Raw genomic sequence first — 20,108 nt, 5'->3', positions numbered from 1 at the left:
AGACCGCATGACCCACCCCGGCCGCACCTCGGCCGAGCGCCGCGCCCTCGACCGCGTCGGCTGTGGTGAGCCTCCGGGCTGCTCGCCGAAGACCCTGCGACGCCTGCTCGACGACGGGCTGCTGATCGACCAGGGCGGGGAGGTCCGGCGCGACGCACTCGGGACCTACACGGTGCCGAGCTACGCCATGCCGCTGGCGATCCACTACCAGTGGTGCAGTGCTGTCGCCTTCACCGACGAGGAGATGGAGGCGTTGGTGTGTGAGCTAGAGATCAAAAATTGAGCACTTCCTTCCTCACCAGATAGGAGCGGATTTCGGGCGCGTCATTCAATCGTAAATTTGTGAAGACTGATTTGAGAGCCATATGAGCAAATGATTCGACACTGATACTGAAAGAATTATTACTCAGTTGTCCCAATAGGGGCTACTGATGAGGGATAAGCGATGGACGCACAATTAGTTATCCGCCCGACTCAATGGGCAAATCTTCCAGATATTGGAGACGTGCCCAAAATCACCGATAGTGATTATGCCGTACTGAATGAGATCAAAGACGTTTTAGCAAAGCATAACGCTCTAGGTAGATTTGGAGTAAACTTACTGCATAGACATTTTGATATAAGAGATGACGAGATACTTGTTGAGTACACAGACGAATTATCTAGAACTCAGACCATAAAAGTAGAGTTACTTAGCGACATAAATACCAACGATGGATGCATCGAGACTAATTGGACCTTCGATAGAGAGGATGCCAGCGTAGCTTGTCGAGGCGTATGTGTATATAACCAGGGCCACCGTCGCCAACACGGCTGAAAAACCTCTGCAAGAGCCAGACGGTTCGACAAAAAAACTTCGGCTGTCTGGCTTGCAGCGGCTAAATGTCTGATTTCATTAAGCCCCTGTAACATCGAGCATAGAGCTGATGCCATCGATGTCGCCGGTTGCACCTCTGGCCCGATCGGCACCGCCTTGGGCCGAGCTGCGCCGCATCGCTCACGCGATCCACGCTGCCTACCCAAGCGAGGACCTCATTGCTCTTCAGGTAGAGATCGCGGAGATGAACCCGGCACATCCCGGCTGGCATGCCATAGCGCTCGAGACCGCGTGGGCTGGGATCGGTGAGTCTACGGCGCGATTGCAGCCCAGGGAGCAGATCCAGGCCATGAAACCCCCGCTGACCACCAGCTTCCTTGCGCCAGCGCCCAGCCAGACACCGCAGGCCGGGCCCGAGCAGCCGCCCACCTCAACTTGGCGCGAGGTCGCCCCGATTGTGTCGGCCCTGGTCATCACCCTCGAGGCGATCGAGACCGGCCCGAAGGCCGGGCCCGCCATGAGGGCTCACCGTTCGGCTATGCGCCGGCAGGGTGAGGCTGCGGCAGCGCTCGGCGGGCACGAGGCCATGGAGGCCGTGCTGCACCAGGTTGGGGATGTGGATCCCGCTCGTGCAGAACGGCGCCTGGCGCTCATCCGTGAGGCCTGGACGGGGCTATCTGGATAGCGCCCATGACGCTGCCTCGCGCATGCGCGCCCGCGAGTGGGAAATTTTGGCATCGAGATGGTGTCGCCAGCTTCGAAGCGGCCGTGACGGGGCTGGTTACGTCACGCATCTGCCTCGACAGGATCATCCCATTCGATGCGTTGGGGACGAGGCGTGAGTGCAGTCAGGGCGATGCTGATCCGGGCGCCCGTTCCACCAACCGCGACGATCACACAGACGAAAAGGGCGTAGTCCAGCACGGCGCAGCCCTCAGATGAACGGCCGCGCCGTCAGGTGGCGGCGAGCAGTACGCTGGCGTGCACGAGCGTTGTGCAGTCGTCGCATTTGCTCCTGGAGGATTTCATCCTCGTGCGGCGGACGAACTGTTATCGCGGTAGAATGCGGGACCTTCAAGAGGTCCTCGCGCTGCGGATAGATTGGTTTCATAGCCGCCTCCCTTGTGAGTAATTAGGTAGCAAGCTTAACCATTCATTAACCAATTGCAACCCGTCGGGGCTGACGGCGATGTGGGCGTCGAAAACTGAGGTGCGTCAGGAGATGAACTCGACACCGATTTGTCCATCCTCGCGCCACACCGCACGGCACCGACGCGAACCTCCAGATAGGTCGGTGGCCAGCTCGAACTGATCCGGTACTGCCTCGAGCCGGGACACCAGCAATCGTGCGCCGCTGACCGAGATGTCGGCGACGGTGCACCCGGCCATCCATCCGCCGTGCGAGATGACCGCGACCTTTGAGACAGGGCTACGTGCGGAACGAGTGGGAAGATCGGACACCGGCCACGCCTTGCATCTCATCCCCCTCCGTCACGGTAGGGCGCAGAGGTTGAGCAAATGCTGTCGCGCACCGTGAGGCGAAGGCCGACGCCTGTCATTCACAAAGTGACGTGAAATCTGATAGCCAGTGCTATATTCTTTGACATCGCAGCCAACCTGGCTGTTTCCCGGCTGTATTTACAGCCAGCTCGGATGACGGACACGACCGATGCGAGGCGAAGGCAAGGCGTTCGAACCTGGCCAGAGCGGCAACCCTGGGGGCCGGCCGAAAGGCGCTCGCAACCGCACCACCCAAGCCGTCGAGGCGATCCTAGACGGTGAGGCAGAGGCTCTGACCCGTAAGGCTGTCGAGATGGCGCTGGACGGCGACGGCCCCGCGCTACGGCTGTGCCTCGACCGGCTGTGCCCGCCCCGCAAGGACCGCGTGGTGCAGTTCGATATGCCGGTGATCGCGAAGATCGAGGATGTGCCGATCGCCACCGCGAAGCTCATGCAGGCGGTGGCCGACGGCGAACTGACCCCGAGCGAAGCCCGTGACGTCAGCGCGGCTGTCGGCGTGCACGTCGAGGCGATCAAGGCGGTGGATCTGGACCGGCGGCTCGCCCGCATTGAGGAGGCGATGGGAAATGTACTGTAAGCTCCTGGAGGCCCGCCTCGCCAAGATAGAGGCCAATCCCCGGTTCGGCGCTCTGTCCGGCCTGTCCGACGCTGACCTAGACCGGCAGATCGTGGCGGGCCTGAACGGCATGGCGTCCGAGTGGCTGTCCTTCGGCGCCATGGTCACGAACCTGCGCGAGTCGCCGATGCCGGCCGACAAGGAAATGGCCGGCCAGATCGAGACGTTCATCGCCGACTGGCAGGCGCAGCAGCGTCAGAAGGCGGCGCAGTAGGAGATCATGCGCCAGGGCTGGCGCATGTAGGATGCTGACGGTGCCACCAGTCGCTTGGCATCCACGGGGTGTGCATCTCCCGCTGCTCGCTCAGGACCGCCGCCAAGTCCTCAGGCACGTCGGGGAGCACCTGCCGGATCAACTCGGCCGTGTGCGTCTTCCAGTCCGGTTGAGCGGCTCGCAGCTTGCGGATCGCGGCCCCGTCGATCTTCAGCAGGGCGGTGACGGCGGAGAGAGCTTCGGCATAGTTTCCGCGCTCTGGCATCTCCATGAGGTCGGTGAGAGCCTGGACCCCAAATTCTTCCGTCTGAAAGACCGGCGCCGTCAGGCTGAGCATCACCGCAGCGCCCTCCTCCATCATCAAGGCGCGACCTTCGAGGCTAGGGACGAGGCAGTGCGTCAGCTCGTGCGCCAATTCTAGTAGCGCCCAGTCCTGATCCGTTTCAGCCGCCAGGTCGAGTATGACCACGATGGCGTTGTCCAAGCCGAGCGCGGCCGCGATGCCCGGGCCGTCCTCGCGGAACACGATGCCGGCAATGCTGATGCCGGTATCTTCTTCGGGTCCGCACAGGTCGCGGATCTTGTCGAAGAGCGGCATGATCTGCGGGGCGAGCCACTGGGTCATGCTCGGCGCGCTTACCGTGCTCATAGGAACCCGCTCCCGCTGTGCCCCTTGAAGGCGTTGACCCGGCGGATGTAGCCCAGCACCGTGTCGGCGTTCCGGTGGCCCGACTGATCCATGATGCGGGCGAGGTCCGCGCGGTGCCCAACTAGCCCCAGGTCAGGTCAGAAGGGGTTCTTGGGCGTCGCGTTCGACCGATTGAAGACGTCGGGGAAAAGGTAGAACGCCGATTGCTTGGAGTTGGCGCACTCGCGCGAAACATCTGTATCCGGCATCGTCCGAAACCCAGTGGCGTTGAGTCCCGCTTGCATTGCCTGCCATGTCTTATCGCGAGCCTGCTGGGGTACGCGATTATCGTCCAGCCGCTTCGCTAGGCTTCCTTTGATGCCAGCAACCTCATTGCTATCGAAAGCGTATCCCCGAGATGCACAGATGTCCGCAATGATGTAGTACGACATCAGTGATAGGGTCGCCGCTCCTTCGGAAGTAGGCTCTCCACGAGCAATACGGGCTGAGTCATCCTCGGCCTGCTTCTTCCTAGTTTCTCTAGCTGTGTCAAGCTCCTGTAGCTTCTTCACTTTTTCTACGAGGGGGGCGTAGGCGCGGAGTAGCTCTGCTACCTTGCTAGGGCTTGCGGCTTTGTATCTATGGGTGCCATCGAGCGCCGGCACTTCAGCGTTTCTGTATATAGTTGTTATCTCTCGGTAGAGGTCGGGAATATCACCATCTCGCGGATCATCCCTTGATAGCTCCCCCTCGAATGATTTTACTTTTGCAAGATCCTCGGTGACGTGAGCATTGCCCTCGGCTTCCGCGTCGTCACGCTTCTTAGTCTCAGCGGTATGGGATTTTAATATCGTTAAGTCCGTAACTAACCTCTCATAAACGTCTTTTGCTCGACGCAGATCCTCGTCCCTTGCGAAATAATAAGGATTTCCCGATCTATCGGCACTTTTTAATTGATTGAGCGTCGATATAGCTTGCGCAAGCAGGAGATCAATCGTTTCGAAATTTTCATGCAGCTTAGCGTTCATTCTCATCGTGGCGGCGTTCGCTACTTCGACATTTATCCTCGCCGCCGCCTCTGTTTCTTGTTTATCGATGTTCGCATGAGCAGGCAGGACTTGCTGGGTCAGCACCACCATGCAGAAAGCCAAAAGACATCGCTGCATTTCCGCACGCCCCTTGCTGTGCCGCATCCGATACCAACCACACTTCTGCCGATCGCGGCCCTAGCCTGAGAACTGCTCGGACTTCTTGCGGGCGCGGCGCTCGCGCTGTTTCTGGGGCATCCGTTCATCGCGAAACGACAAGGTCAAGCGATAGCCTCTCAGAAGTTGAGATTGGACATCATAGAAACCCGCTCCCCGAGTGCCCCTTGAAGGCGTTCGCCCGCTCAATGTAGCCGGCCATCGTCTACCCTCCCCGCATCGTCACCGACCCATCGACCATGCTGATCGTCTCGACCCGCGGCCCAGCCCAGCCCTGATCCGGCAGGGTGGCGAGGTAGCGATTGCAGGCCGCTGCCAGCACGCCGTCGAACCGCGTCGGCATCACCGCCACGAGTTCACGCATAAGCCCGCCGATCGCCGCCTCCCGGGGCTGTGCTGCGAGACCGCCCCCGTCCAGCCGCTCCAGTGACGAAACGACGTTCTCGGCGATGATGCCGGCGGCGCGGATCTGGTCGCTGAGCATGGCCTACACCCCCAGGAACCGAGCCGAGCTTTCCGACGGCCGCGCATGCAGGTAGCGCCCCGTCGTCGCCACCGAGGCGTGCCCGAGCGTTGCCTGCACGAGATGAATCGGCGCCCCGCGGTCTAGGCTGTGCGAGGCGTGGGCGTGCCGCAGCCAGTGCGCCGAGACCTCGCCCGGCAGGCCGGCGCGCGCCGCAGCCGCCTTCACCACCCGGTGAACTGCGCTCGGATCGAGCGCCCCACCCTTCCGCGACAGGAATACAGGCGCGTCGGCCGGCGCCTCGCCGCGCAGTGCTGTGAGCACCTTCCACGTCGAGGCCGACAGCAGCACGACCCGCGTCTTGCCGCCCTTGCCGAAAACGGTCGCCTGCCCGGCTTCATCCCGGTTCGTGAGATCCCGCCAACGCAAACCGCAGACCTCGGAAATGCGCAGGCCGCCGCCGTAGAGCACAGTCAGCAGCACCCGGTTTCGCAGGACCGGCTCCTGCCGGATCATCAGCAGCGCGTCGGCCTCGGACATGATCCGCTCGGCCAGGGTGTTCTTGATCGGCGGCACCTTCACGGCCGCGCCGATGTTGAACCGCAGGAACCCGACCTCCTGGGCGAACGTGAACAGCGACTTCAGCGCCGAAGCGGCGAGCGCCACCGTGGCCGACGAGCCCGGCAGGCCAGCGAGGTAGTCCTGCAGCTCGCCCATTCGTACCGAGCCGAGCGGCTTGCCGACATGCTCCAGGAAGCGCCGTGCCTCGCGCTCATAGTTCCGGCGTGTGTTGGGGCTCGCCGATCGAGCCAGCCACAACCGCACCATCTGCGCGTCGTCGTCTGCCTGCGCCGGTGGCAGGGCTTCGACAGCATCGGCAACGGGGACAAGCGCGGTGCTCAAATGTCATCCCCCTTATGGTGCACGAACCCAAAGGATCCGCGTTCGGGTTGTCCGGGCTCAAAAGCCATGCAGAGACCGAATTGCGGGGCTGGAATGATCAGCATCGCCTCACGGCCCCTGTCGTCGGTGCCGTAGAGCAGGACGTGGTCGCCCTCGTGTTCCAACCTTGAGACCCGAAAGGTCGGATCGATCGTGGGCCAAGCGACCACTCGGCCACCGGCCTGTTCGGCGTCGCGCCCGAACCGCTTCACGGCGTCGATGATCGGGGTAATGTCGGACACGGCGTGCCTCGCAGATGCCAACGCAAGATAATATCTCTTGTCTTGCGTTCGCCCAAGATGCCGGATCGGGCCGCCCGAGGCAAGCCCGCAGGTACGTCAGTGCGCAGCTACGTGCTTACGTAATGACGTAGGCACGCACCCACTCGGATGCGGCAAGGATTCAGCCGCCTTCGCGCTCAAGGTAGGCCATCAGCGCCGCTTCGATCACCTCTTGATGGCTGGCGTCCCGATCGAACGCGAACCGCCGGAGCCGCTGGTATCGTGGTTCGGACAGCCGGAGCGTGAGCGACTTCGTGCGGGGCTCCGCATCCGAGGCCGGGCGGGATGGAGCCGGCGGGGGAGGCGCAGGGGCAGGAGCGGCCGGGCCTGGCGCTTCGCCCCGCTGCGGCACCTCGGACGGCCGAGGCGCGCCCTTAGCCTGGATCAGCCCATCGAGGGACGGGGGTTGCTTGCCTGCCATGTTCAGCGTCCCGCCTTTGCCTTGCCTGCGTCCTTACGCAGTTGCGTCAGTACGTACTCAAGCACTTCCTTCACCTCGCGCGCTGCCGCGGTCTCGGGCTCGAACTCCGTCACGGCCTTGCCGGTGATGGCAGCGGTCGGGAAGTCCGTTCGATCGTGGACGATGGTCGGCGCGAGCTTGCCGTGCTTCGCCAGTGCCATCACGGCCTGCATCTGCAGCCTGGTCCGCGGCTTGGCCTGCGTCAGCACGAACACGAACGGGCAGCCGGCCTCCTCGATCAGCGCCAGGGTATCGCCCACGGCGTCGAGATCATCGGGGGAGGGGCGAACCGGCACGACCGCGAGGCTGGCGTGCGCGAGCAGGCTTCGCAGCTCGGGGCGCACGGACGGCGGGGTGTCCACGAACAGAAATTCGATCCCGGCCGCGGCCAGCCGCTCGGCGCCGGCCTGGAAGTCGGCGACCTCGATCCGCACGAGCGCCGGCTGCGGATCCTCGCGCCGGTTCCACCAGCTTGTGAGCGAGCCCTGCGGGTCCGTGTCGAGAAGCGCGGTCGGGTGCCCGGCCTGGTGCGTCGCCACCGCGAGGCTGCGCATCAGCGAGGTTTTGCCCGCGCCGCCCTTCTGGCTCGCCACAACAACGACGTGCATCAGTGCCTCATTGCTTAAGTACGTAATGACGTAGCTGCGTCAGTCCGTAGCTGCGTCATGACGTCGATTCGATTGGCTTCCCGCGTCCGGAGCGGCATCTATCACACCGCCAGCCGCGGTGCGGTCGGATTTGCGCAAGGCCGGGCGAGCCGTGATGATATGGCCGCCCGGCCCTTCGGTCACATTCTCGCAGAAGAGCGATTTGTGACTTGCAGCGCTCTCAACCCTTGGTAATCAGCCCGCAAAAGAACGCGTCGACGGCCTGAACTTTGCCCCTCCACAGCATCCCGCCAGATGTCGGCACGCTGTGGTTGCCAAATAGCATTCGGGCGCTCATCAAATGGACGTAGTTTCTCAAAGGTACGGGATCATCTGGGTTATCTTTTACCTCGCTCAGCATCTTACCAAAGTAATCATAATTTGACTTTAGATTTTCGTATATCTGCGTGTCACCAATGGATTTGGATTTAGCGTCTAGTATTTCTTTGCCAAGTAAATCAAAAAATTTTTGACCCGAGACAAGCGTTCCAGTTACAAGGCTACCGCCGACTGAAAGCGTAATGCCCTGCTCAATGCCAGCTTCCGCAAGGCGGATATACTCAAGCAAGAACCAATCTCGTTCTGGTGCTGCAGGGGGCTTCCTTGCGGGCTCGGAAACGACAGGCGCTTCTGTAGTCGGTTTGATTGGCTCATTCGTCATTTGATCACCGGAAATCAGGCGAGAGCTCGAGCTCCATCAAGGGTATGGTTGACGTTCGCCGGCTCAGCCGTTCTGGCGCCGACAAGGCGAGCGAAAGTCACCGCTGTCTGAATGACGTCAGGCGTGTCGGTTGCGGATGCCTGAGAGTGCCGAGCTTCACCCGCGAGGATGCGCTGAGCATTCACCGGGTCGGCTGCAATCAGTGCCAGCAACGTTCGCGCGGCCGGGTCAGGCATTTTTCGGCCCTGTTCCCAGTTGCGCAGCGTTGCCACTGGGATGCGGAGCAGGCGCGCGAACGCGCCCTGTGTCAGCTTCATCTGCTCGCGCAGCTCTGCCGCCGCTGGAACGCTTAGGATCTGTCCGGCCGATCCATTTTCAGCGTCATATCCTTCGGCTGCCTTGTACCGACGAATGTCCTCGTCTGTCGTCGCGTCCAACCGCTCCGTGTCGATGTCCGGGGCGGACGCCATGATGTCGCTCAAGCTCCTGCGTGCCATCGTTCGCGCTCCCATGTCTCTGAGGGCCAAGCCGTTATGATCCAACGATAAGGTCCAGCGTCATCCTCGCGGTCCTCATACACGACGGTCCAGATCCGCCGTTCAGCCCGGCCAACGGCGATCATCTGGAAGGCTTCGTCGTCGCCGTGGTTATCGTCCGGCCACTCAACTACACGCCCAGCAAAGATCCGGCTGGGAACGACAAAGCCATGTCCGCGCTCAGCGCGCACCTCGGCCTCTTTGTCTGGGTCCCAGTCGAACTCCATGCCCTAATGTACGCCCTGGGCGTACACCCCGCAAGGGGTTAGTGTTCACCCTTTCCGCTTCCGGAACCGGATCCCGGCCCCACCGCCGTTCTCGGGGATGAACTCTAGGCTGGGGATCATGATCGAAGATCCGCGGCGGCTACGGCCACAGCCGCCGTGACAGCTGCAACAGCGCAGTCCTCGAACGCGTATTCCAGGCCGGCCGCCTCAAGCGTGCGTTCGACGCTTACGAGCACGACCGCAACGCCGATCGCCAGCAGCCGACCCTTGATCATGCTCATCCAGCTGGCTCCGCAGTTGCTGTTTCTTGGATACCGAGCCACTCAAGCGCCGTCGGGCGCGGCTTGAACACGTGCCGCTGGTTCGCGAACGGTGCTGGGCGCTCGGCCGCCGGCATCTCATCGAGCAACTCGACTTGCCATGTGTCGCTCGTGCCGCTGCGGTGAACGCTGCGCACCAAGCCCGCGATCACAACGCCGTCGAGCAGCACATCGTAGCTGCCGGGCGCCAGTTGCTCCACAGTGTAGGTCACTGCTGTTCCTTGGTGCGGAAACCGGCGAAGAAGCGGGTCAGGCCTTGCAGGTCAACGCCGTCCGATGGCTCTGCCGCTGGCTCTGGCCCCGATCGACCATCCTTGTCCGCGAGCTCGTACATCACGTGGGTCAGCAGCGGTGGCCATTCCACACCGTGATCCTGCAGGAGCCGTGCGGCCTTCGCCAGTGCAACGGTCTGCTCCGCAGGCACTGCCCCACCCGTGATCAGCGCGTCGAGCGCACGATCTGAGAGCACGGTGCAAAGGCGCAGGACCTCGGAAAGCCGCTCGGGGGAGGCGAGTTCGACGGTCATGCCGGATCCTTACGGCGCAGCTTCACGCCGGGCTCGCCGTGGTTCAGGAACTCGACGCCTTCGGCCTCCAGAGCGCGCATCACGGCCTGTACCTTGTCGAGGCCACTCACAAGCCCGGACGCGCCCCGCTTTTCCATGGCGCCGATCGTGTTGATGTTCACCCCTGCCCGATCCGCCAGAGTCCCTTGATCCATCCCGACGAGCGCACGCGCCGCTCGCAGTTGGTTGCCCGTGGTCAACATCGCCGCTCTGATCCTGCCTGGCTAGGTTTTTTTCATAGTAGACTATTGACGGTATGGGGGGAAGGGCTCATACCTGACTAGGAACTAGACCTAGTCAGTTGGGTTTGCAATGTCCCGCCGAACCGTCTCTTGGACCACCATCGACCGCGCCGGCCGCGACAGCCGGCCGGCGATCGCCCCCGGCCTCCTGTCCGCCAAGGCTCGCATCGACCTGACGGTGCGCACCACCCGCAGGCCGCTGTTCGCCGCTGGCCAGTTCGACCGCGGTGCCATCATGTCGGCTGCCGCTTCCGCCGCCCGCGCCCATCAGGAGCGGTTCGGCGGCACCTGGGGCGAGGCCATGTCCGTCTGCCTCACCGCCGCGTGGCGCGCCGCCAAGATGGCCCGCCACATGGCTGCGCACTGATAGCATGAGTCCAGAAGCCGTTTTCGGGCCCCTGAGCGCCTGAAAGCCGAGACCGCCCAGACACTTGGGCGACTGAGTCGACCCTCCCCTTTCTGACCACCGCCACGAGCCCTCACCGGAGCCCGAACGATGACGCACGCCCGCATCCCCGACTTCAGCCAGCCCGCTCCGGTCCGCAGCACGGCCGCCACCGGCACAGTGCGCCGCCGGATCCCGGTCGATCCCCGCTACCTGAACCTGCCGAACGAGCCGGTCCCGGGCGAGATCGAGCCCTGGCAGGCCGTGACGCCGGTCCGGCCGGACACCGCGCACAGCCGCAGCCTGCGCTTCCTCGACACCGCCGGCGAGCTGCTGGCCGCGGCCTTCATCATCGGCGGCGGCATGGTGCTGACCGGCCTCGCCACCCTGCTCTGATCCTTCAAACCTGCAACCCGTAATCCCTGCAAACCTGCATCGAGGATCCCGCGATGTCTCTCCGTAGCTCTCTCAAGAACCTGATCCGCCGCGACCCCGAGCGCCCGAGCCTTCGGGAGCGCGCCGCCGAGTTGCGGGCCAGCATCCCCGCGCCCAAGCCCCAGGCCGAGCCCTCGGCGCCCGAGCCGACGCACGACGCCCAGGTGGCGCAGGCCGGGCTCGCCGGCGGCGTGTTGGCCGTCAGCGGCATCGACCACCGCGACGGCACGGTCTCCTACGCCGACGCCACCGGGAAGGTCTCGCGCCGTCCGATGGCCCACTGGGTCGGCTTCAACGCGATGCAGATGCACGCCCACGTCCAGGGCGAGATCGGCCGCCGCCGCATCATCGAAGCCAACCCCCTATCGGGCGACGAGCACGAAGCCTGGGAGGCCAGGATCCGGCGCGAGCTGCGTGCCGATGCCATACACGCCCTGACGTTCCGGCATGATCGCGCCTTCGAGGCCGCCCAGGCGATCCGCACTGGCATTGAGCCAGCCACTTCAGCCCTGCGCCGGCGTAGCGACGACGAACTGGTGGCGCTCGTCCCGGCATGGGAGGAGGCGGTCGACCTCTATCAGCGGCTGTCGGACGAAGAGAGCCTGATCGGCGAGACCGCCAGCGAGGACGGCTGGCCGGGTCCCGCGCCGGCTGGTGCCGGACCTGAGTGGCGCGCCTGGTTTCAGCAGAAGGAGGACTGGCGCGAGCGGACCGGCGTCGCCTCTGCCGAAGAAGCGTCAGGCGAGGCGGGGACTGCGCTCTTCAAGATCGAGGAGCGGATCGCGGATCTGCCGGCCGCTTCGCTCGCCGGCCTGCGCCTCAAGGCCCGCGTCGCTCAGCGCAGCGATGACATCGACGTCGAGTGGGTGTTCGGTTTGGGGCAGGGCCTCGTGCGGGACATCCTGGCGTTTACGGCGCCGACCGCCGTCGACTGGTACGACCCGCCGCCCGGGTTCATGGCCTCACCCGCCCTTGAGCCCTCTAGCTTCGTCCCGGTTGCCGACGGTATCGCGCGGGATCTCGCCCGGCTCCGCGGGGCCGCGTGGGCCGAATTTCATCGCCGGGTAAGTCCGGAGACCACGGTCGAAGACATCAGGCGCATTCGCCGGGAACTGCACCTCGACACACTGTCGCCAAGCCCCGCGAAGTCGAACATCGTCGACCAAGTCGATTTCGCCTCCACCAACATCGAGGAGCTGCGAGCCATCCACGAGAGGATGCGCGAGCTCTCGAGCGTCGCCTACGCCATGTCTTGCATGGAATGCTGCGCGGAGAATGCAGCCGGCAGGCTGCTGCATTGGCTCGCGGACGAACTCACCACCGTCGAGGGCAAAGCCGCCGCCGAGATGCAGAGCCGCCGGCCGGCGACTTTCTGGGACCGAAAGATCCGGCTCGGGCTCGTGGCTGAACGCATCATCGAGAACGGCGACGACGCCGAAACTGCGGGCTTCATCCAGGACCTCGCGGCCTGGGCCGCTGAGCAGGCGCGGCGCTGACCGGCGCCCTCCCGCCCTTTCGTAGCCGTGCGTACCGCCCCGACCGGATCCCGCCGGGCAATCCCATCACACCCCGAGACCTGACCCATGGGCGACGTGCTCACCTTCACACCTCGCGCGCGCTCGCCCGAACCGGCGAGCCCCGAGCCCCTGAACGGCCCCACCCTCCGTGCCAGCTTGGAGGCGGCCGCACAGGTCGCCCTCGACGCGGCCGACCGCATCATCGCGGTTCTGGACCGCATGGACGGCGATACGGACCTCGAGGACGGCGCCGACGCCGAACCGTCTCTGGCTGCGCCGGAGAACCACGCCGGCAGCCAGGTGGTCTGGATGCGCGGCAACGATGCCGACCGCGAGATAGAGGTGCTCGAGACCGTGCTGCCGGAAGTGGCGGCTGACATCCCCGAGGCGATCATCCTGCCATGGCAGGGCCGCGGCAACGTCATCGCGGCCGTCGGCGTGGCGCTGCTTGAAATGGTTGGAGGCCGCTGATGCCGGTCTAGCTTCCCATCTGCCGGGCGTCTGCGCAGCGCCTGCCCTGGACTGACGCCGGCCGCCTCGCGGTCCTGGTGGCGCGGGTGCGCTTCCTCGACCTTCGGGCTCACGCTCTCATCAGGCGGGGCGCTGGCCTCGGCGACGATCGCTTGCTGCGCCTGATGCGGAAATCGCTGCGGCTGCACGATGCCATCGCGGCGCTGCTGCCCGGCCTGCCTGAGGCCGAGCACGTCCGGCAGGTGCGGGCGATCCTGCTGACGTCGGCAAAACGCGTCATGAGTGACGCTTGAACCCTCACTTCCTCCGCTGCATCCTCATCACCCAGCCGCTCGTTCTTACCTGGCGCGCGCGGTCAGGCCGCTTGGTTCGGACCCCGGTTGAGACAAGCAGCCGAGGGTGCTCCTCCCCTCTTGCACCTCATCCGAACCGGGCGGCCGCTCAGGATCTGGCGATGTCACTGGTCACGCTCGGTCTTCGGCTCCGACTTGGCCGTTCGCGTCAGGCTCTGGATCACTCGTGGCGCCCGACCAGCCTTCTCGGCAACCTCAGCTTCCTGTTGCTCGATGAGATCGCGTGCCGGCTGATCGCCGTCGAGGCCGCTCAGGATCTCCATCGGCACGCGCCGGTTCGAGGCCCGACTGCCATCCTCGAATACGACATCGAACAGGACGGTGCCGCGACCCTGGGGCAACTGCTTCGTGCGCTTGGCCATGCCGGGGGAATACGCCAGCAAGCTCGGCAGGACTAGATCGCTGGGCGTCTGCCGCTTGGACGTAGCCGGAACTGATCCAGGTTACTATGGTAGCCGTGATGCCCCGCCGGTCCTGCCAAAACACCAGCAACTGCCACGCCGCCGGTCGTGGCGGCCCCTGTCGAACCTGCGACGCGGAAGCGATCGCGCGCCGCGCCGTTCTGCTGCGCGAGCGCATCGCTGCGAACCGAGCCGAGGGCCGTTCACCATATGCCCAACGGCCCACTGAGGATGCGAGTCGGGATCGCGGGGCCAGCCCCGAACCCTGAAGAGGACAGCTACTCTGCAGCAGCGCCGACGCTGTCCGCCATTTTTGCTCCTCGTGTGCCCAGCGGCTGGGGCTCGCCCACCGTGGTGTCCTCGGCGGTCTGATGCTCCATCTCGGCGTTCACCTGCGCACCCAGCAACACGATGATCGTTGAGATCCAGATCCAAGTCATGAACCCTATCGCCGCGCCCAGCGACCCATAGGTCTTGTTGTAGCTGCCGAAGTGGGCGACGTACCATGAGAACAGCAGCGAGCCCCCGAGCCAGAGCACCGCTGCGACGGCACTGCCCCCGGTGACCCAGTGCCAGCGTGGCGCATCTCGGCTCGGTGCATAGCGGTACAGCACCGCCAAGCCGCCGAGCACGGCGAACAGGAGCGCAGGCCAACGCAGCAGAGCCAGCCACCACGCGTCCTTGCCGATGCCGATGAACTCGAACACCACCGGCAGCACGACAACGGCGACGAGCGCCAGGATCAGGAACAGCAGCGCGCCCGCCGTGAACGCCAACGAGACGAGGTTGAGGACGACAAAATTGCGCTTTTCCCGCTCGTTGTAGACGAGATTGAGCGCGTCGAAGATGTGCTTCATCCCACCGTTGGCACTCCACACCGACAGGACGACGCTCAGAAGTAGGCTTAGGCCGAGCGTCGCATTGCCCTTCTCGTTCAGGTTCTTGACCTGGTCGCTGAGGATATCGAGGGCGCCCTGGGGCATGATGCCCTGCAGACTGGCGAGCTGATCGTTGATGGTCGAAGCATCCGCCACGAGACCGTAGACGGACACCAGGGCGGCGATGGCGGGGAAGATCGCCAGCAAGGCGAAGAAGGTGACGCCGGCCGACACCAGCGTGATCCGGTTCTCGCCCACATCACGGTAGGTACGCAGGGCGATGTCCTTCCAGCCTTTCGCTGGGATCTCGGTCGGACGCGTGGCTTGACGCCCACGATCGGCCTGAGTGCGGGCTACCTCGTGGGCCTCGTGGCCGGAATGAGAGGGAGAAGTCTGGCGCGCATTGCCTTCATCCTGGGCGCCGCTGAGTTTATGCGTTGTTGCGCGCCGCGGCAGCGCTACGAGACCGAGGAGGGCGGTGGCGAGCGCCAGAGTCCAGACCGTCGAGGCTTGTCCCCCAGGCTCGCGGGATGGTCCAGGGTTCGAGGGGAGAGAGGCCATGGCCGGGTCACTACCTCGCGGACGGATGTCGAAGATCGCCGCCACGCGGAAGATCGCCCCCACAACGACGCGCCGTCAAACTGCATTGCAGAAGATGGTGCGTTAGCTCTGTGATTGAGGCTGGATCAGTGCGGTTAAGAGGCCTGCTGCAGCCGCTCTGTCTCGCGCTCCTGGTCCGCCGGCCTGAGGTTCAGCCGGGCACGCATGCCCTTGCCTGGCTTGAACTGGACACTCCGCTTGGCCGCGACGGCGACGCTCTGCCCCGTGCGCGGGTTGCGGCCGGTGCGGGGGCGCATCTCTTTCGTCCCGAACGCGCCAAAGTCCCGCAGCTCGACACGATCGCCATCTGCCAGGGCGCGGGCGATGCGGTCCAGGATGGCATCGACCACCGCCTCGACGTCCTTGGCGTAAAGGTGGGAGTTATGCTCCGCGATGAGGGCGACGAGCTCAGATCGGATCATGCCCATACACAGAGGCCTCGCCGCGACGTATGTGTCGACCTAACAGGCGTGGCACATACCACACTATAAGTGTGGATCCGCGGCAGCATGAAGCCGGCCGGAGGCGATGGCAGTCCGGAATGCCTGATAATCTGCCTCATTCTGATCGCCGTAAGCGTGTGCCCAGTCCGCGAGAGCTTCGCGTAGGTCGGCACGCCCATCATGGCCGCAGTACCCGGCGATCGCCGCGGCGTCGCCCGTTCGAGCATGCGCCTTAGCGAGCAGCGCTCCGTAGGCATGGGTAAAGAAGGAGAGCGATTGCCCAACCATGCGGGCCACCGGGATCTCACCCTTCATATTCTTCATCTGGCGGACGTAGAACGGACGGCCGTCGATGGTGGTCCAGCCGAGTAGCGGGTCGCCGACCGCTTGAAGCAGGCGTTGGCCGTAAATTACCCGCTCGCCCTCGTGACTTGCGTAGGGTTCCGGCATGCCGCGCAGGTAGGGCGCGTGAGCTGGGCGAACCGCCTCCTTCACCTGCAGGAAGAGAACGTCCTGGTCCGAGTTACCGCACAGCAGCGCGACGTAGGCCCGCGCCCCGACGCTGCCGACCCCGACGACCCGGTGAGCCACATCCACGACGTGATAGCGGCTGAGCATGAACCGGCGCTCGCGCGGCAGGGTTTCGGCGTAGTGCTCCAAGCCTGAGGTGACGCCCTGACGAGTAGCCTCGTTGACTCGGGCGAGGATCGGCGGCTCCTCGCGGAAGCGCCAACCGCCATCGGTTCGTCGCTCGCCAACACGATCGAGTAGGTTTTTGTTATTCTTGCGGCGTGCCTTCTCGACGGCTTTGCGCACGACGGCTTGTGAATGCGTGTCGATTTCGATGCCGGTGAACTCAAGATCGTCGGCTCTGGCTGCCCGCTGCCATACGTCGAGGGATCCACGGGGAGCTAGATCGTCCATCGTGTGCTGATAGCCTGAGACAGCGCTCAACACCGCTTGGCGACGCTCACGCACGGCTGCGCCAGCGTCCCGCGCCGCGACCTCGATGCTGGCGCAGAGCCGCTTCAGGTCCCACTCCCATGGCCCGACTGTTACTTCGTCGAAGTCGTTAAGATCGAGTACGACGTCGCCCTGTGGCGAGCCGAACAGCCCGAAATTCGAGATGTGGGCATCGCCGTTCATCACCACCTGGATCGCACCGCGCGGACCCTGAGCGAGGTCCCATGCCATGACCTGAGCTGCGCCCCGTAGGAACGCGAACGACGAGGATGCCATGCGGGCGACGCGTAGGGGGATTAGGTGTGACTGCCGCCCCTCGTGGGCCTTCTCAATCAGCGCTACCGGGTCAGGGCGATCGGTACCAATCTCTAGTGCAGCGTGAGCGGCATGCGGAAGTTCAAGCCGGAGGGTTTTCCCCGCGGCACGACGCTTGTCCCACGGCTCTACGCCTGTTCGTAGGTCGATGCGTGGGAAGTCAGCCAATGGCTCTAGCACTGCTTCTTCAGCAGCCTCAACCACCGCGTCCTGCCTATCGTCTCCCGCGGGCGAAGTGTCCAAAGGATGCGTTGACCGTTCCATCGACACCGCCTGTCCGTTCCAGACCATGTTAACGGCCTGACCACGGAATAAACGCCTTGAACGAACGTGGGCTTAATCGCACACCCTTGGCCGCCAGTCGCGTCAGGCACAGAGCCTCGACTAGTTCTTCGATCAGCCACGCGAGCGATTTGATGAGGCGGAGCCAGCCCATTCGAGGTGACTGGCCTTGGTCGCCCGACTGTGCGGGTCGGCGCCATAGCGGACGAACACGAAGAACCTGTCGAAGGACGTCACGATACCCAGCTCGGGGTTCGTGTTCGGGTGGTCACGGTATGCGACCGTGCGACCGATATCCGATGGGGTTGGCGCGATCATGCTCAATGGAGCCCTGTGTGCACCATCGGAAATGCGCCAGCCGCCGACTCGGGTCCCAACGTTGACTTAACCGTGCCTGCCGGTCGACATGGACCGTTCCGGCCGGACCCGCCTTGGCGAGTCGAGAGCCGGCAATTCAGGAGACCATCGCCGCGAGATAGACCCTGAAAAGCCAAAGGCCCCACCCCGGCAAGGGTGAGGCCTTCGAAAATCCTGAGGCCTTGTGGGGCCCGCGTTCCTGCTCCCCACAAGCCATGAGACCCCCCGGGGTGTCAAGACGGAACCTGTTTCCGTCAACGGGAAGGCTTTGCCTGGACCCTAGCCGCGGCCCGTGAGGGACCGGGTTCGATGTTTCACGCCACCATGCGGTCGGCGATCGAGGGCGCGCGAACTCTGGCGCAGCTCGACGACCTGTCGCGCAAGATCTGGCAGGCTCACGCCGCCGAGACCGTCACCGACACAGAAGCGCAGGGTCTCGCCGAGACGCTGCATACCCGCAGGAATGCGGTACGCGAGGCCGTGGCGCCCGTTGGCATTCCGCTTGGCCGCGTGACGCTGTTCCCCGCCAAGCGCCTCCAGCGGGCTCCTGAGCGATCCGTGGCCATCGAGCGCCGCCGCCGGCTGGCCTTCTCCGGCCCCATGCCGCCCGCACTCGGATCCCGGTTCACCACCGGGCAGCTCTCGGTCCTGCGGATCGTCGGCGACGAGATGGCGCGCAACGGCGCCTGCGGGCTGTGCATCGACGCCATCGCGGCACGGGCGGGCGTCTGCCGACGACTCGCGCAGGCCGCGATCCGGCTGGCGGAAGGCGACGGCCTGCTGACCATCCAGGAGCGACGCCACCAAGGCCGGAAGTCGGATCCGAACGTGGTCCGCATCATCAGCCGCGAGTGGTTAGCCTGGCTTCGGCGGGGAGGGCGATCCGCGGCCCCGGCGCTCTGGGGCAGCATAGGGTGCAAACCGATTCACCCCACGGATAGGGGAGATCCACAGAGGCAGGTTGTGGATGCGGAATCGAAGAAGGGCTGCCGACAAGCGGCTGGCGACCTCGACCGATCAGGCCAGCTGAGAATCCGAGCGGGTGGTGGAGGTGTCCGAGCCATGCGGTGACGGTCTGCAGGTGATCGATATGAAGAACGAGATGGTTGCACGCCCAGCGCAGCTTCGTGACGGTTGCAGCGTTGCCATGCGATGACAGCTTTCGAACTGATCCGTGCCTTCGCCCACGACACTGCCATCAGCATCGTCATCACGGATCCGATGATCGAGCCACCCGGCCCCACGATCCTGTACGCCAACGCCGCCTTCAGCCGCCTCGTCGGACGCGAACTCGACGACATCGTCGGGCACAGCCCCCGGTTCATGCAAGGCCGGGAAACCCGCCGGGAGACGCTCGACACCTTCCATCGCGCCCTGGCCGCCGGCGAGCGCTTTCATGGCTATCTCGCCAACTACCGCGCTGATGGCACCAACTACCGGGCTGAGATCGACTGCCGGCCGCTGCGTGCCGCTGATGGGCGCATCGAGAACTTCGTCTCGTTCGAGCGTGAGGTGATCCGGCGGATCGGGCGCCCCACCGGAAGCGCCGCCGGCCGCTACGAACCGGCCAGCGTAAGTAACGACGCCTTAACCGGGGCACTGCACGCGCTCAGCATCTTTGAGCACGCATAAGTTGTAATTTTTGTGGGTCACGGTTCTGTGAATACTGCAGAGTCAGGGATAAGATGCATCTGCTTTCATGTAATTTGAAAATTAAATAGATGCGTTAAGTTGTAAGTAAGGATTGATACGTATTATTATTACCTATGGCGGCACCTCTGAGCGACGCGCCGATTGATTGCACCATGCACGGGATGATCGTTCCCCTCCGGCTGAAGCGTGATCAGGCATCTGCGCTCGCTGGTTTCGACGCACTGGCAGCGGAACTGCTGGTCGAGGGGCAAGCCCCGAATCTCTCGGTTGCGCGGCTCGACGCTATTGTAGGGAAGCTCCGCGGGCATCGGACTGAGCTGGCCGCGATCCTGGCTCATCTGGATGCGCGCGCACCGAGTTGCGACGCACGGATCGAGGCTATCAACGCAGACCTCCGCGACGGCGCGCGCGAAGGTGTGGCTCAGATCGATCAGTGCATCCACCAGGCAGAGCGCTGCAGGTCGACTGCTGAGCAAAGTCGACCCGCTATCGGATCCCGCTTCGGCGTCCTGAAGCTGCTGTTCCAGAGACAGATCTTCGATGCTGTACCGAGGTGGCAGAATAATCGCTGATCTCCTCGGCGAAGTCGGCCTGCTTGTAGTCGATCGCCGCATCGGCCCCGAGCTCCTCGCAGAACTTGCACTTCTCGGCCGAGCCCGCAGTGGCGAAGACCTTGGCGCCGACATGCTTGGCGATCTGGATCGCGGTGG

At 64.2% G+C, this 20,108-nt stretch carries 31 protein-coding genes; 12 read left to right on the top strand and 19 right to left on the bottom strand.

What is annotated here, in order from left to right; genetic code table 11:
• From MKL11_RS02210 to MKL11_RS02200, 3 genes are all read left to right on the top strand, one after another.
• On the top strand, positions 1 to 283 hold a 283-nt coding region (locus MKL11_RS02210), incomplete at its 5' end, for a hypothetical protein (protein WP_243939868.1).
• A 162-nt stretch (positions 284 to 445) separates the two neighbouring features.
• Positions 446 to 817, top strand: a complete 372-nt coding sequence (locus tag MKL11_RS02205) for a hypothetical protein (RefSeq protein WP_243939866.1) — start codon at positions 446 to 448, stop codon at positions 815 to 817.
• Between the two features lie 349 nt (positions 818 to 1,166).
• Positions 1,167 to 1,502, top strand: coding sequence for a hypothetical protein (locus MKL11_RS02200; RefSeq protein ID WP_243939864.1), 336 nt, complete (start codon positions 1,167 to 1,169; stop codon positions 1,500 to 1,502).
• 101 nt (positions 1,503 to 1,603) lie between these two features.
• On the opposite strand, the gene MKL11_RS02195 is transcribed toward MKL11_RS02200, so the two are convergent.
• Together MKL11_RS02195 and MKL11_RS33510 are read right to left on the bottom strand one after the other, a co-directional pair.
• Positions 1,604 to 1,741, bottom strand: a complete 138-nt coding sequence (locus tag MKL11_RS02195) for a hypothetical protein (RefSeq protein ID WP_243939862.1) — start codon at positions 1,739 to 1,741, stop codon at positions 1,604 to 1,606.
• 291 nt (positions 1,742 to 2,032) lie between these two features.
• Positions 2,033 to 2,299 (bottom strand): PilZ domain-containing protein, encoded by a 267-nt coding sequence (locus MKL11_RS33510; RefSeq protein WP_409565798.1) that lies wholly within the window; start codon positions 2,297 to 2,299, stop codon positions 2,033 to 2,035.
• Between the two features lie 187 nt (positions 2,300 to 2,486).
• On the opposite strand from MKL11_RS33510, the gene MKL11_RS02190 reads away from it, so the two are divergent.
• Positions 2,487 to 2,915, top strand: coding sequence for a DUF5681 domain-containing protein (locus MKL11_RS02190; protein WP_243939861.1), 429 nt, complete (start codon positions 2,487 to 2,489; stop codon positions 2,913 to 2,915).
• On the top strand, positions 2,905 to 3,168 hold the full coding sequence (locus MKL11_RS02185; protein WP_243939859.1) for a hypothetical protein: 264 nt from the start codon (positions 2,905 to 2,907) through the stop codon (positions 3,166 to 3,168). Before MKL11_RS02190 ends, MKL11_RS02185 begins: the two co-directional genes overlap by 11 nt.
• 4 nt (positions 3,169 to 3,172) lie before the next feature.
• Here MKL11_RS02185 and MKL11_RS02180 read toward each other — a convergent pair whose 3' ends face one another.
• From MKL11_RS02180 to MKL11_RS02125, 12 genes are all read right to left on the bottom strand, one after another.
• Complete coding sequence (locus tag MKL11_RS02180) at positions 3,173 to 3,793, bottom strand: hypothetical protein (protein ID WP_243939857.1); 621 nt, start codon at positions 3,791 to 3,793, stop codon at positions 3,173 to 3,175.
• Between the two features lie 161 nt (positions 3,794 to 3,954).
• Positions 3,955 to 4,935: a hypothetical protein gene (locus MKL11_RS02175; protein WP_243939855.1), complete on the bottom strand. Its 981-nt coding sequence runs from the start codon at positions 4,933 to 4,935 to the stop codon at positions 3,955 to 3,957.
• 271 nt (positions 4,936 to 5,206) lie between these two features.
• Positions 5,207 to 5,485: a hypothetical protein gene (locus tag MKL11_RS02170; protein WP_243939853.1), complete on the bottom strand. Its 279-nt coding sequence runs from the start codon at positions 5,483 to 5,485 to the stop codon at positions 5,207 to 5,209.
• A gap of 3 nt (positions 5,486 to 5,488) precedes the next feature.
• On the bottom strand, positions 5,489 to 6,367 hold the full coding sequence (locus tag MKL11_RS02165; RefSeq protein WP_243939851.1) for a tyrosine-type recombinase/integrase: 879 nt from the start codon (positions 6,365 to 6,367) through the stop codon (positions 5,489 to 5,491).
• Entirely contained in the window at positions 6,364 to 6,648 is a 285-nt protein-coding gene (locus MKL11_RS02160) for a hypothetical protein (RefSeq protein ID WP_243939849.1), read from the bottom strand. Before MKL11_RS02160 ends, MKL11_RS02165 begins: the two co-directional genes overlap by 4 nt.
• Positions 6,649 to 7,110: 462 nt before the next feature.
• Positions 7,111 to 7,755: a ParA family protein gene (locus MKL11_RS02155; RefSeq protein ID WP_279600194.1), complete on the bottom strand. Its 645-nt coding sequence runs from the start codon at positions 7,753 to 7,755 to the stop codon at positions 7,111 to 7,113.
• A gap of 220 nt (positions 7,756 to 7,975) precedes the next feature.
• Entirely contained in the window at positions 7,976 to 8,362 is a 387-nt protein-coding gene (locus tag MKL11_RS02150; RefSeq protein ID WP_243939845.1) for a hypothetical protein, read from the bottom strand.
• Positions 8,363 to 8,469: 107 nt separating this feature from the next.
• Positions 8,470 to 8,952 carry a helix-turn-helix domain-containing protein gene (locus MKL11_RS02145; protein ID WP_243939843.1) on the bottom strand — a complete coding sequence of 161 codons (483 nt, stop codon included), beginning with the start codon at positions 8,950 to 8,952 and terminating at the stop codon, positions 8,470 to 8,472.
• Positions 8,953 to 9,334: 382 nt separating this feature from the next.
• The gene (locus MKL11_RS02140) at positions 9,335 to 9,499 is read right to left on the bottom strand and encodes a hypothetical protein (RefSeq protein WP_243939841.1); all 165 of its coding nucleotides are present in this window, start codon (positions 9,497 to 9,499) and stop codon (positions 9,335 to 9,337) included.
• On the bottom strand, positions 9,496 to 9,750 hold the full coding sequence (locus MKL11_RS02135) for a hypothetical protein (protein WP_243939839.1): 255 nt from the start codon (positions 9,748 to 9,750) through the stop codon (positions 9,496 to 9,498). The genes MKL11_RS02140 and MKL11_RS02135 overlap by 4 nt, the downstream gene beginning before the upstream one ends.
• Positions 9,747 to 10,064, bottom strand: a complete 318-nt coding sequence (locus tag MKL11_RS02130) for a hypothetical protein (protein ID WP_243939836.1) — start codon at positions 10,062 to 10,064, stop codon at positions 9,747 to 9,749. The genes MKL11_RS02135 and MKL11_RS02130 overlap by 4 nt, the downstream gene beginning before the upstream one ends.
• Positions 10,061 to 10,306, bottom strand: coding sequence for a helix-turn-helix domain-containing protein (locus MKL11_RS02125; RefSeq protein ID WP_243939835.1), 246 nt, complete (start codon positions 10,304 to 10,306; stop codon positions 10,061 to 10,063). The genes MKL11_RS02130 and MKL11_RS02125 overlap by 4 nt, the downstream gene beginning before the upstream one ends.
• Before the next feature lie 109 nt (positions 10,307 to 10,415).
• On the opposite strand from MKL11_RS02125, the gene MKL11_RS02120 reads away from it, so the two are divergent.
• The 5 genes from MKL11_RS02120 to MKL11_RS02100 all read left to right on the top strand — a co-directional run bounded on the left by MKL11_RS02120 (position 10,416) and on the right by MKL11_RS02100 (position 13,446).
• Complete coding sequence (locus MKL11_RS02120) at positions 10,416 to 10,712, top strand: hypothetical protein (RefSeq protein WP_243939833.1); 297 nt, start codon at positions 10,416 to 10,418, stop codon at positions 10,710 to 10,712.
• Between the two features lie 129 nt (positions 10,713 to 10,841).
• Complete coding sequence (locus MKL11_RS02115) at positions 10,842 to 11,126, top strand: hypothetical protein (protein WP_243939831.1); 285 nt, start codon at positions 10,842 to 10,844, stop codon at positions 11,124 to 11,126.
• A gap of 203 nt (positions 11,127 to 11,329) precedes the next feature.
• Positions 11,330 to 12,661 (top strand): hypothetical protein, encoded by a 1,332-nt coding sequence (locus MKL11_RS02110; protein ID WP_243939829.1) that lies wholly within the window; start codon positions 11,330 to 11,332, stop codon positions 12,659 to 12,661.
• An 87-nt stretch (positions 12,662 to 12,748) separates the two neighbouring features.
• The gene (locus MKL11_RS02105; protein WP_243939828.1) at positions 12,749 to 13,153 is read left to right on the top strand and encodes a hypothetical protein; all 405 of its coding nucleotides are present in this window, start codon (positions 12,749 to 12,751) and stop codon (positions 13,151 to 13,153) included.
• A 152-nt stretch (positions 13,154 to 13,305) separates the two neighbouring features.
• Positions 13,306 to 13,446: a hypothetical protein gene (locus MKL11_RS02100; RefSeq protein WP_243939826.1), complete on the top strand. Its 141-nt coding sequence runs from the start codon at positions 13,306 to 13,308 to the stop codon at positions 13,444 to 13,446.
• Positions 13,447 to 13,610: 164 nt separating this feature from the next.
• Here MKL11_RS02100 and MKL11_RS02095 read toward each other — a convergent pair whose 3' ends face one another.
• The 4 genes from MKL11_RS02095 to MKL11_RS02080 all read right to left on the bottom strand — a co-directional run bounded on the left by MKL11_RS02095 (position 13,611) and on the right by MKL11_RS02080 (position 17,370).
• Entirely contained in the window at positions 13,611 to 13,868 is a 258-nt protein-coding gene (locus MKL11_RS02095; RefSeq protein WP_243939824.1) for a hypothetical protein, read from the bottom strand.
• Positions 13,869 to 14,185: 317 nt separating this feature from the next.
• Complete coding sequence (locus MKL11_RS02090) at positions 14,186 to 15,346, bottom strand: YihY/virulence factor BrkB family protein (RefSeq protein WP_243939872.1); 1,161 nt, start codon at positions 15,344 to 15,346, stop codon at positions 14,186 to 14,188.
• A gap of 134 nt (positions 15,347 to 15,480) precedes the next feature.
• Positions 15,481 to 15,807 (bottom strand): HU family DNA-binding protein, encoded by a 327-nt coding sequence (locus tag MKL11_RS02085; protein WP_243939870.1) that lies wholly within the window; start codon positions 15,805 to 15,807, stop codon positions 15,481 to 15,483.
• A 63-nt stretch (positions 15,808 to 15,870) separates the two neighbouring features.
• On the bottom strand, positions 15,871 to 17,370 hold the full coding sequence (locus MKL11_RS02080; protein WP_279600195.1) for a DUF2252 domain-containing protein: 1,500 nt from the start codon (positions 17,368 to 17,370) through the stop codon (positions 15,871 to 15,873).
• A gap of 684 nt (positions 17,371 to 18,054) precedes the next feature.
• Here MKL11_RS02080 and MKL11_RS02075 point away from each other — a divergent pair.
• Both MKL11_RS02075 and MKL11_RS02070 read left to right on the top strand, forming a co-directional pair.
• Entirely contained in the window at positions 18,055 to 18,816 is a 762-nt protein-coding gene (locus MKL11_RS02075; RefSeq protein WP_243939819.1) for a hypothetical protein, read from the top strand.
• A 63-nt stretch (positions 18,817 to 18,879) separates the two neighbouring features.
• Complete coding sequence (locus MKL11_RS02070) at positions 18,880 to 19,377, top strand: PAS domain-containing protein (RefSeq protein WP_243939817.1); 498 nt, start codon at positions 18,880 to 18,882, stop codon at positions 19,375 to 19,377.
• A 507-nt stretch (positions 19,378 to 19,884) separates the two neighbouring features.
• Here the strand turns inward: MKL11_RS02070 and MKL11_RS02065 are convergent.
• Positions 19,885 to 20,108 (bottom strand): zinc-binding dehydrogenase (locus tag MKL11_RS02065; protein ID WP_243939815.1); only part of this gene is annotated, 224 nt, incomplete at its 5' end.

This window comes from Methylobacterium sp. J-077, from assembly GCF_022829365.1.
Lineage (GTDB): Bacteria > Pseudomonadota > Alphaproteobacteria > Rhizobiales > Beijerinckiaceae > Methylobacterium.
Note: the sequence above shows the minus strand (reverse complement) of the source record. Positions and strands in the feature narration are given on the sequence as shown.

Bases quoted from the DNA above. Each gene is read 5' to 3' on its own strand.
- MKL11_RS02080 (WP_279600195.1), bottom strand. From the start codon at position 17,370: ATGGAACGGTCAACGCATCCTTTGGACACTTCGCCCGCGGGAGACGAT.
- MKL11_RS02105 (WP_243939828.1), top strand. From the start codon at position 12,749: ATGGGCGACGTGCTCACCTTCACACCTCGCGCGCGCTCGCCCGAACCG.
- MKL11_RS02130 (WP_243939836.1), bottom strand. From the start codon at position 10,064: ATGACCGTCGAACTCGCCTCCCCCGAGCGGCTTTCCGAGGTCCTGCGC.
- MKL11_RS02190 (WP_243939861.1), top strand. From the start codon at position 2,487: ATGCGAGGCGAAGGCAAGGCGTTCGAACCTGGCCAGAGCGGCAACCCT.
- MKL11_RS02095 (WP_243939824.1), bottom strand. From the start codon at position 13,868: ATGGCCAAGCGCACGAAGCAGTTGCCCCAGGGTCGCGGCACCGTCCTG.
- MKL11_RS02185 (WP_243939859.1), top strand. From the start codon at position 2,905: ATGTACTGTAAGCTCCTGGAGGCCCGCCTCGCCAAGATAGAGGCCAAT.
- MKL11_RS02090 (WP_243939872.1), bottom strand. From the start codon at position 15,346: ATGGCCTCTCTCCCCTCGAACCCTGGACCATCCCGCGAGCCTGGGGGA.
- MKL11_RS02145 (WP_243939843.1), bottom strand. From the start codon at position 8,952: ATGGCACGCAGGAGCTTGAGCGACATCATGGCGTCCGCCCCGGACATC.
- MKL11_RS02115 (WP_243939831.1), top strand. From the start codon at position 10,842: ATGACGCACGCCCGCATCCCCGACTTCAGCCAGCCCGCTCCGGTCCGC.
- MKL11_RS02180 (WP_243939857.1), bottom strand. From the start codon at position 3,793: ATGACCCAGTGGCTCGCCCCGCAGATCATGCCGCTCTTCGACAAGATC.
- MKL11_RS02120 (WP_243939833.1), top strand. From the start codon at position 10,416: ATGTCCCGCCGAACCGTCTCTTGGACCACCATCGACCGCGCCGGCCGC.
- MKL11_RS02125 (WP_243939835.1), bottom strand. From the start codon at position 10,306: ATGTTGACCACGGGCAACCAACTGCGAGCGGCGCGTGCGCTCGTCGGG.
- MKL11_RS02085 (WP_243939870.1), bottom strand. From the start codon at position 15,807: ATGATCCGATCTGAGCTCGTCGCCCTCATCGCGGAGCATAACTCCCAC.
- MKL11_RS02155 (WP_279600194.1), bottom strand. From the start codon at position 7,755: ATGCACGTCGTTGTTGTGGCGAGCCAGAAGGGCGGCGCGGGCAAAACC.
- MKL11_RS02075 (WP_243939819.1), top strand. From the start codon at position 18,055: ATGTTTCACGCCACCATGCGGTCGGCGATCGAGGGCGCGCGAACTCTG.
- MKL11_RS02170 (WP_243939853.1), bottom strand. From the start codon at position 5,485: ATGCTCAGCGACCAGATCCGCGCCGCCGGCATCATCGCCGAGAACGTC.
- MKL11_RS02140 (WP_243939841.1), bottom strand. From the start codon at position 9,499: ATGAGCATGATCAAGGGTCGGCTGCTGGCGATCGGCGTTGCGGTCGTG.
- MKL11_RS33510 (WP_409565798.1), bottom strand. From the start codon at position 2,299: ATGAGATGCAAGGCGTGGCCGGTGTCCGATCTTCCCACTCGTTCCGCA.
- MKL11_RS02200 (WP_243939864.1), top strand. From the start codon at position 1,167: ATGAAACCCCCGCTGACCACCAGCTTCCTTGCGCCAGCGCCCAGCCAG.
- MKL11_RS02205 (WP_243939866.1), top strand. From the start codon at position 446: ATGGACGCACAATTAGTTATCCGCCCGACTCAATGGGCAAATCTTCCA.
- MKL11_RS02175 (WP_243939855.1), bottom strand. From the start codon at position 4,935: ATGGTGGTGCTGACCCAGCAAGTCCTGCCTGCTCATGCGAACATCGAT.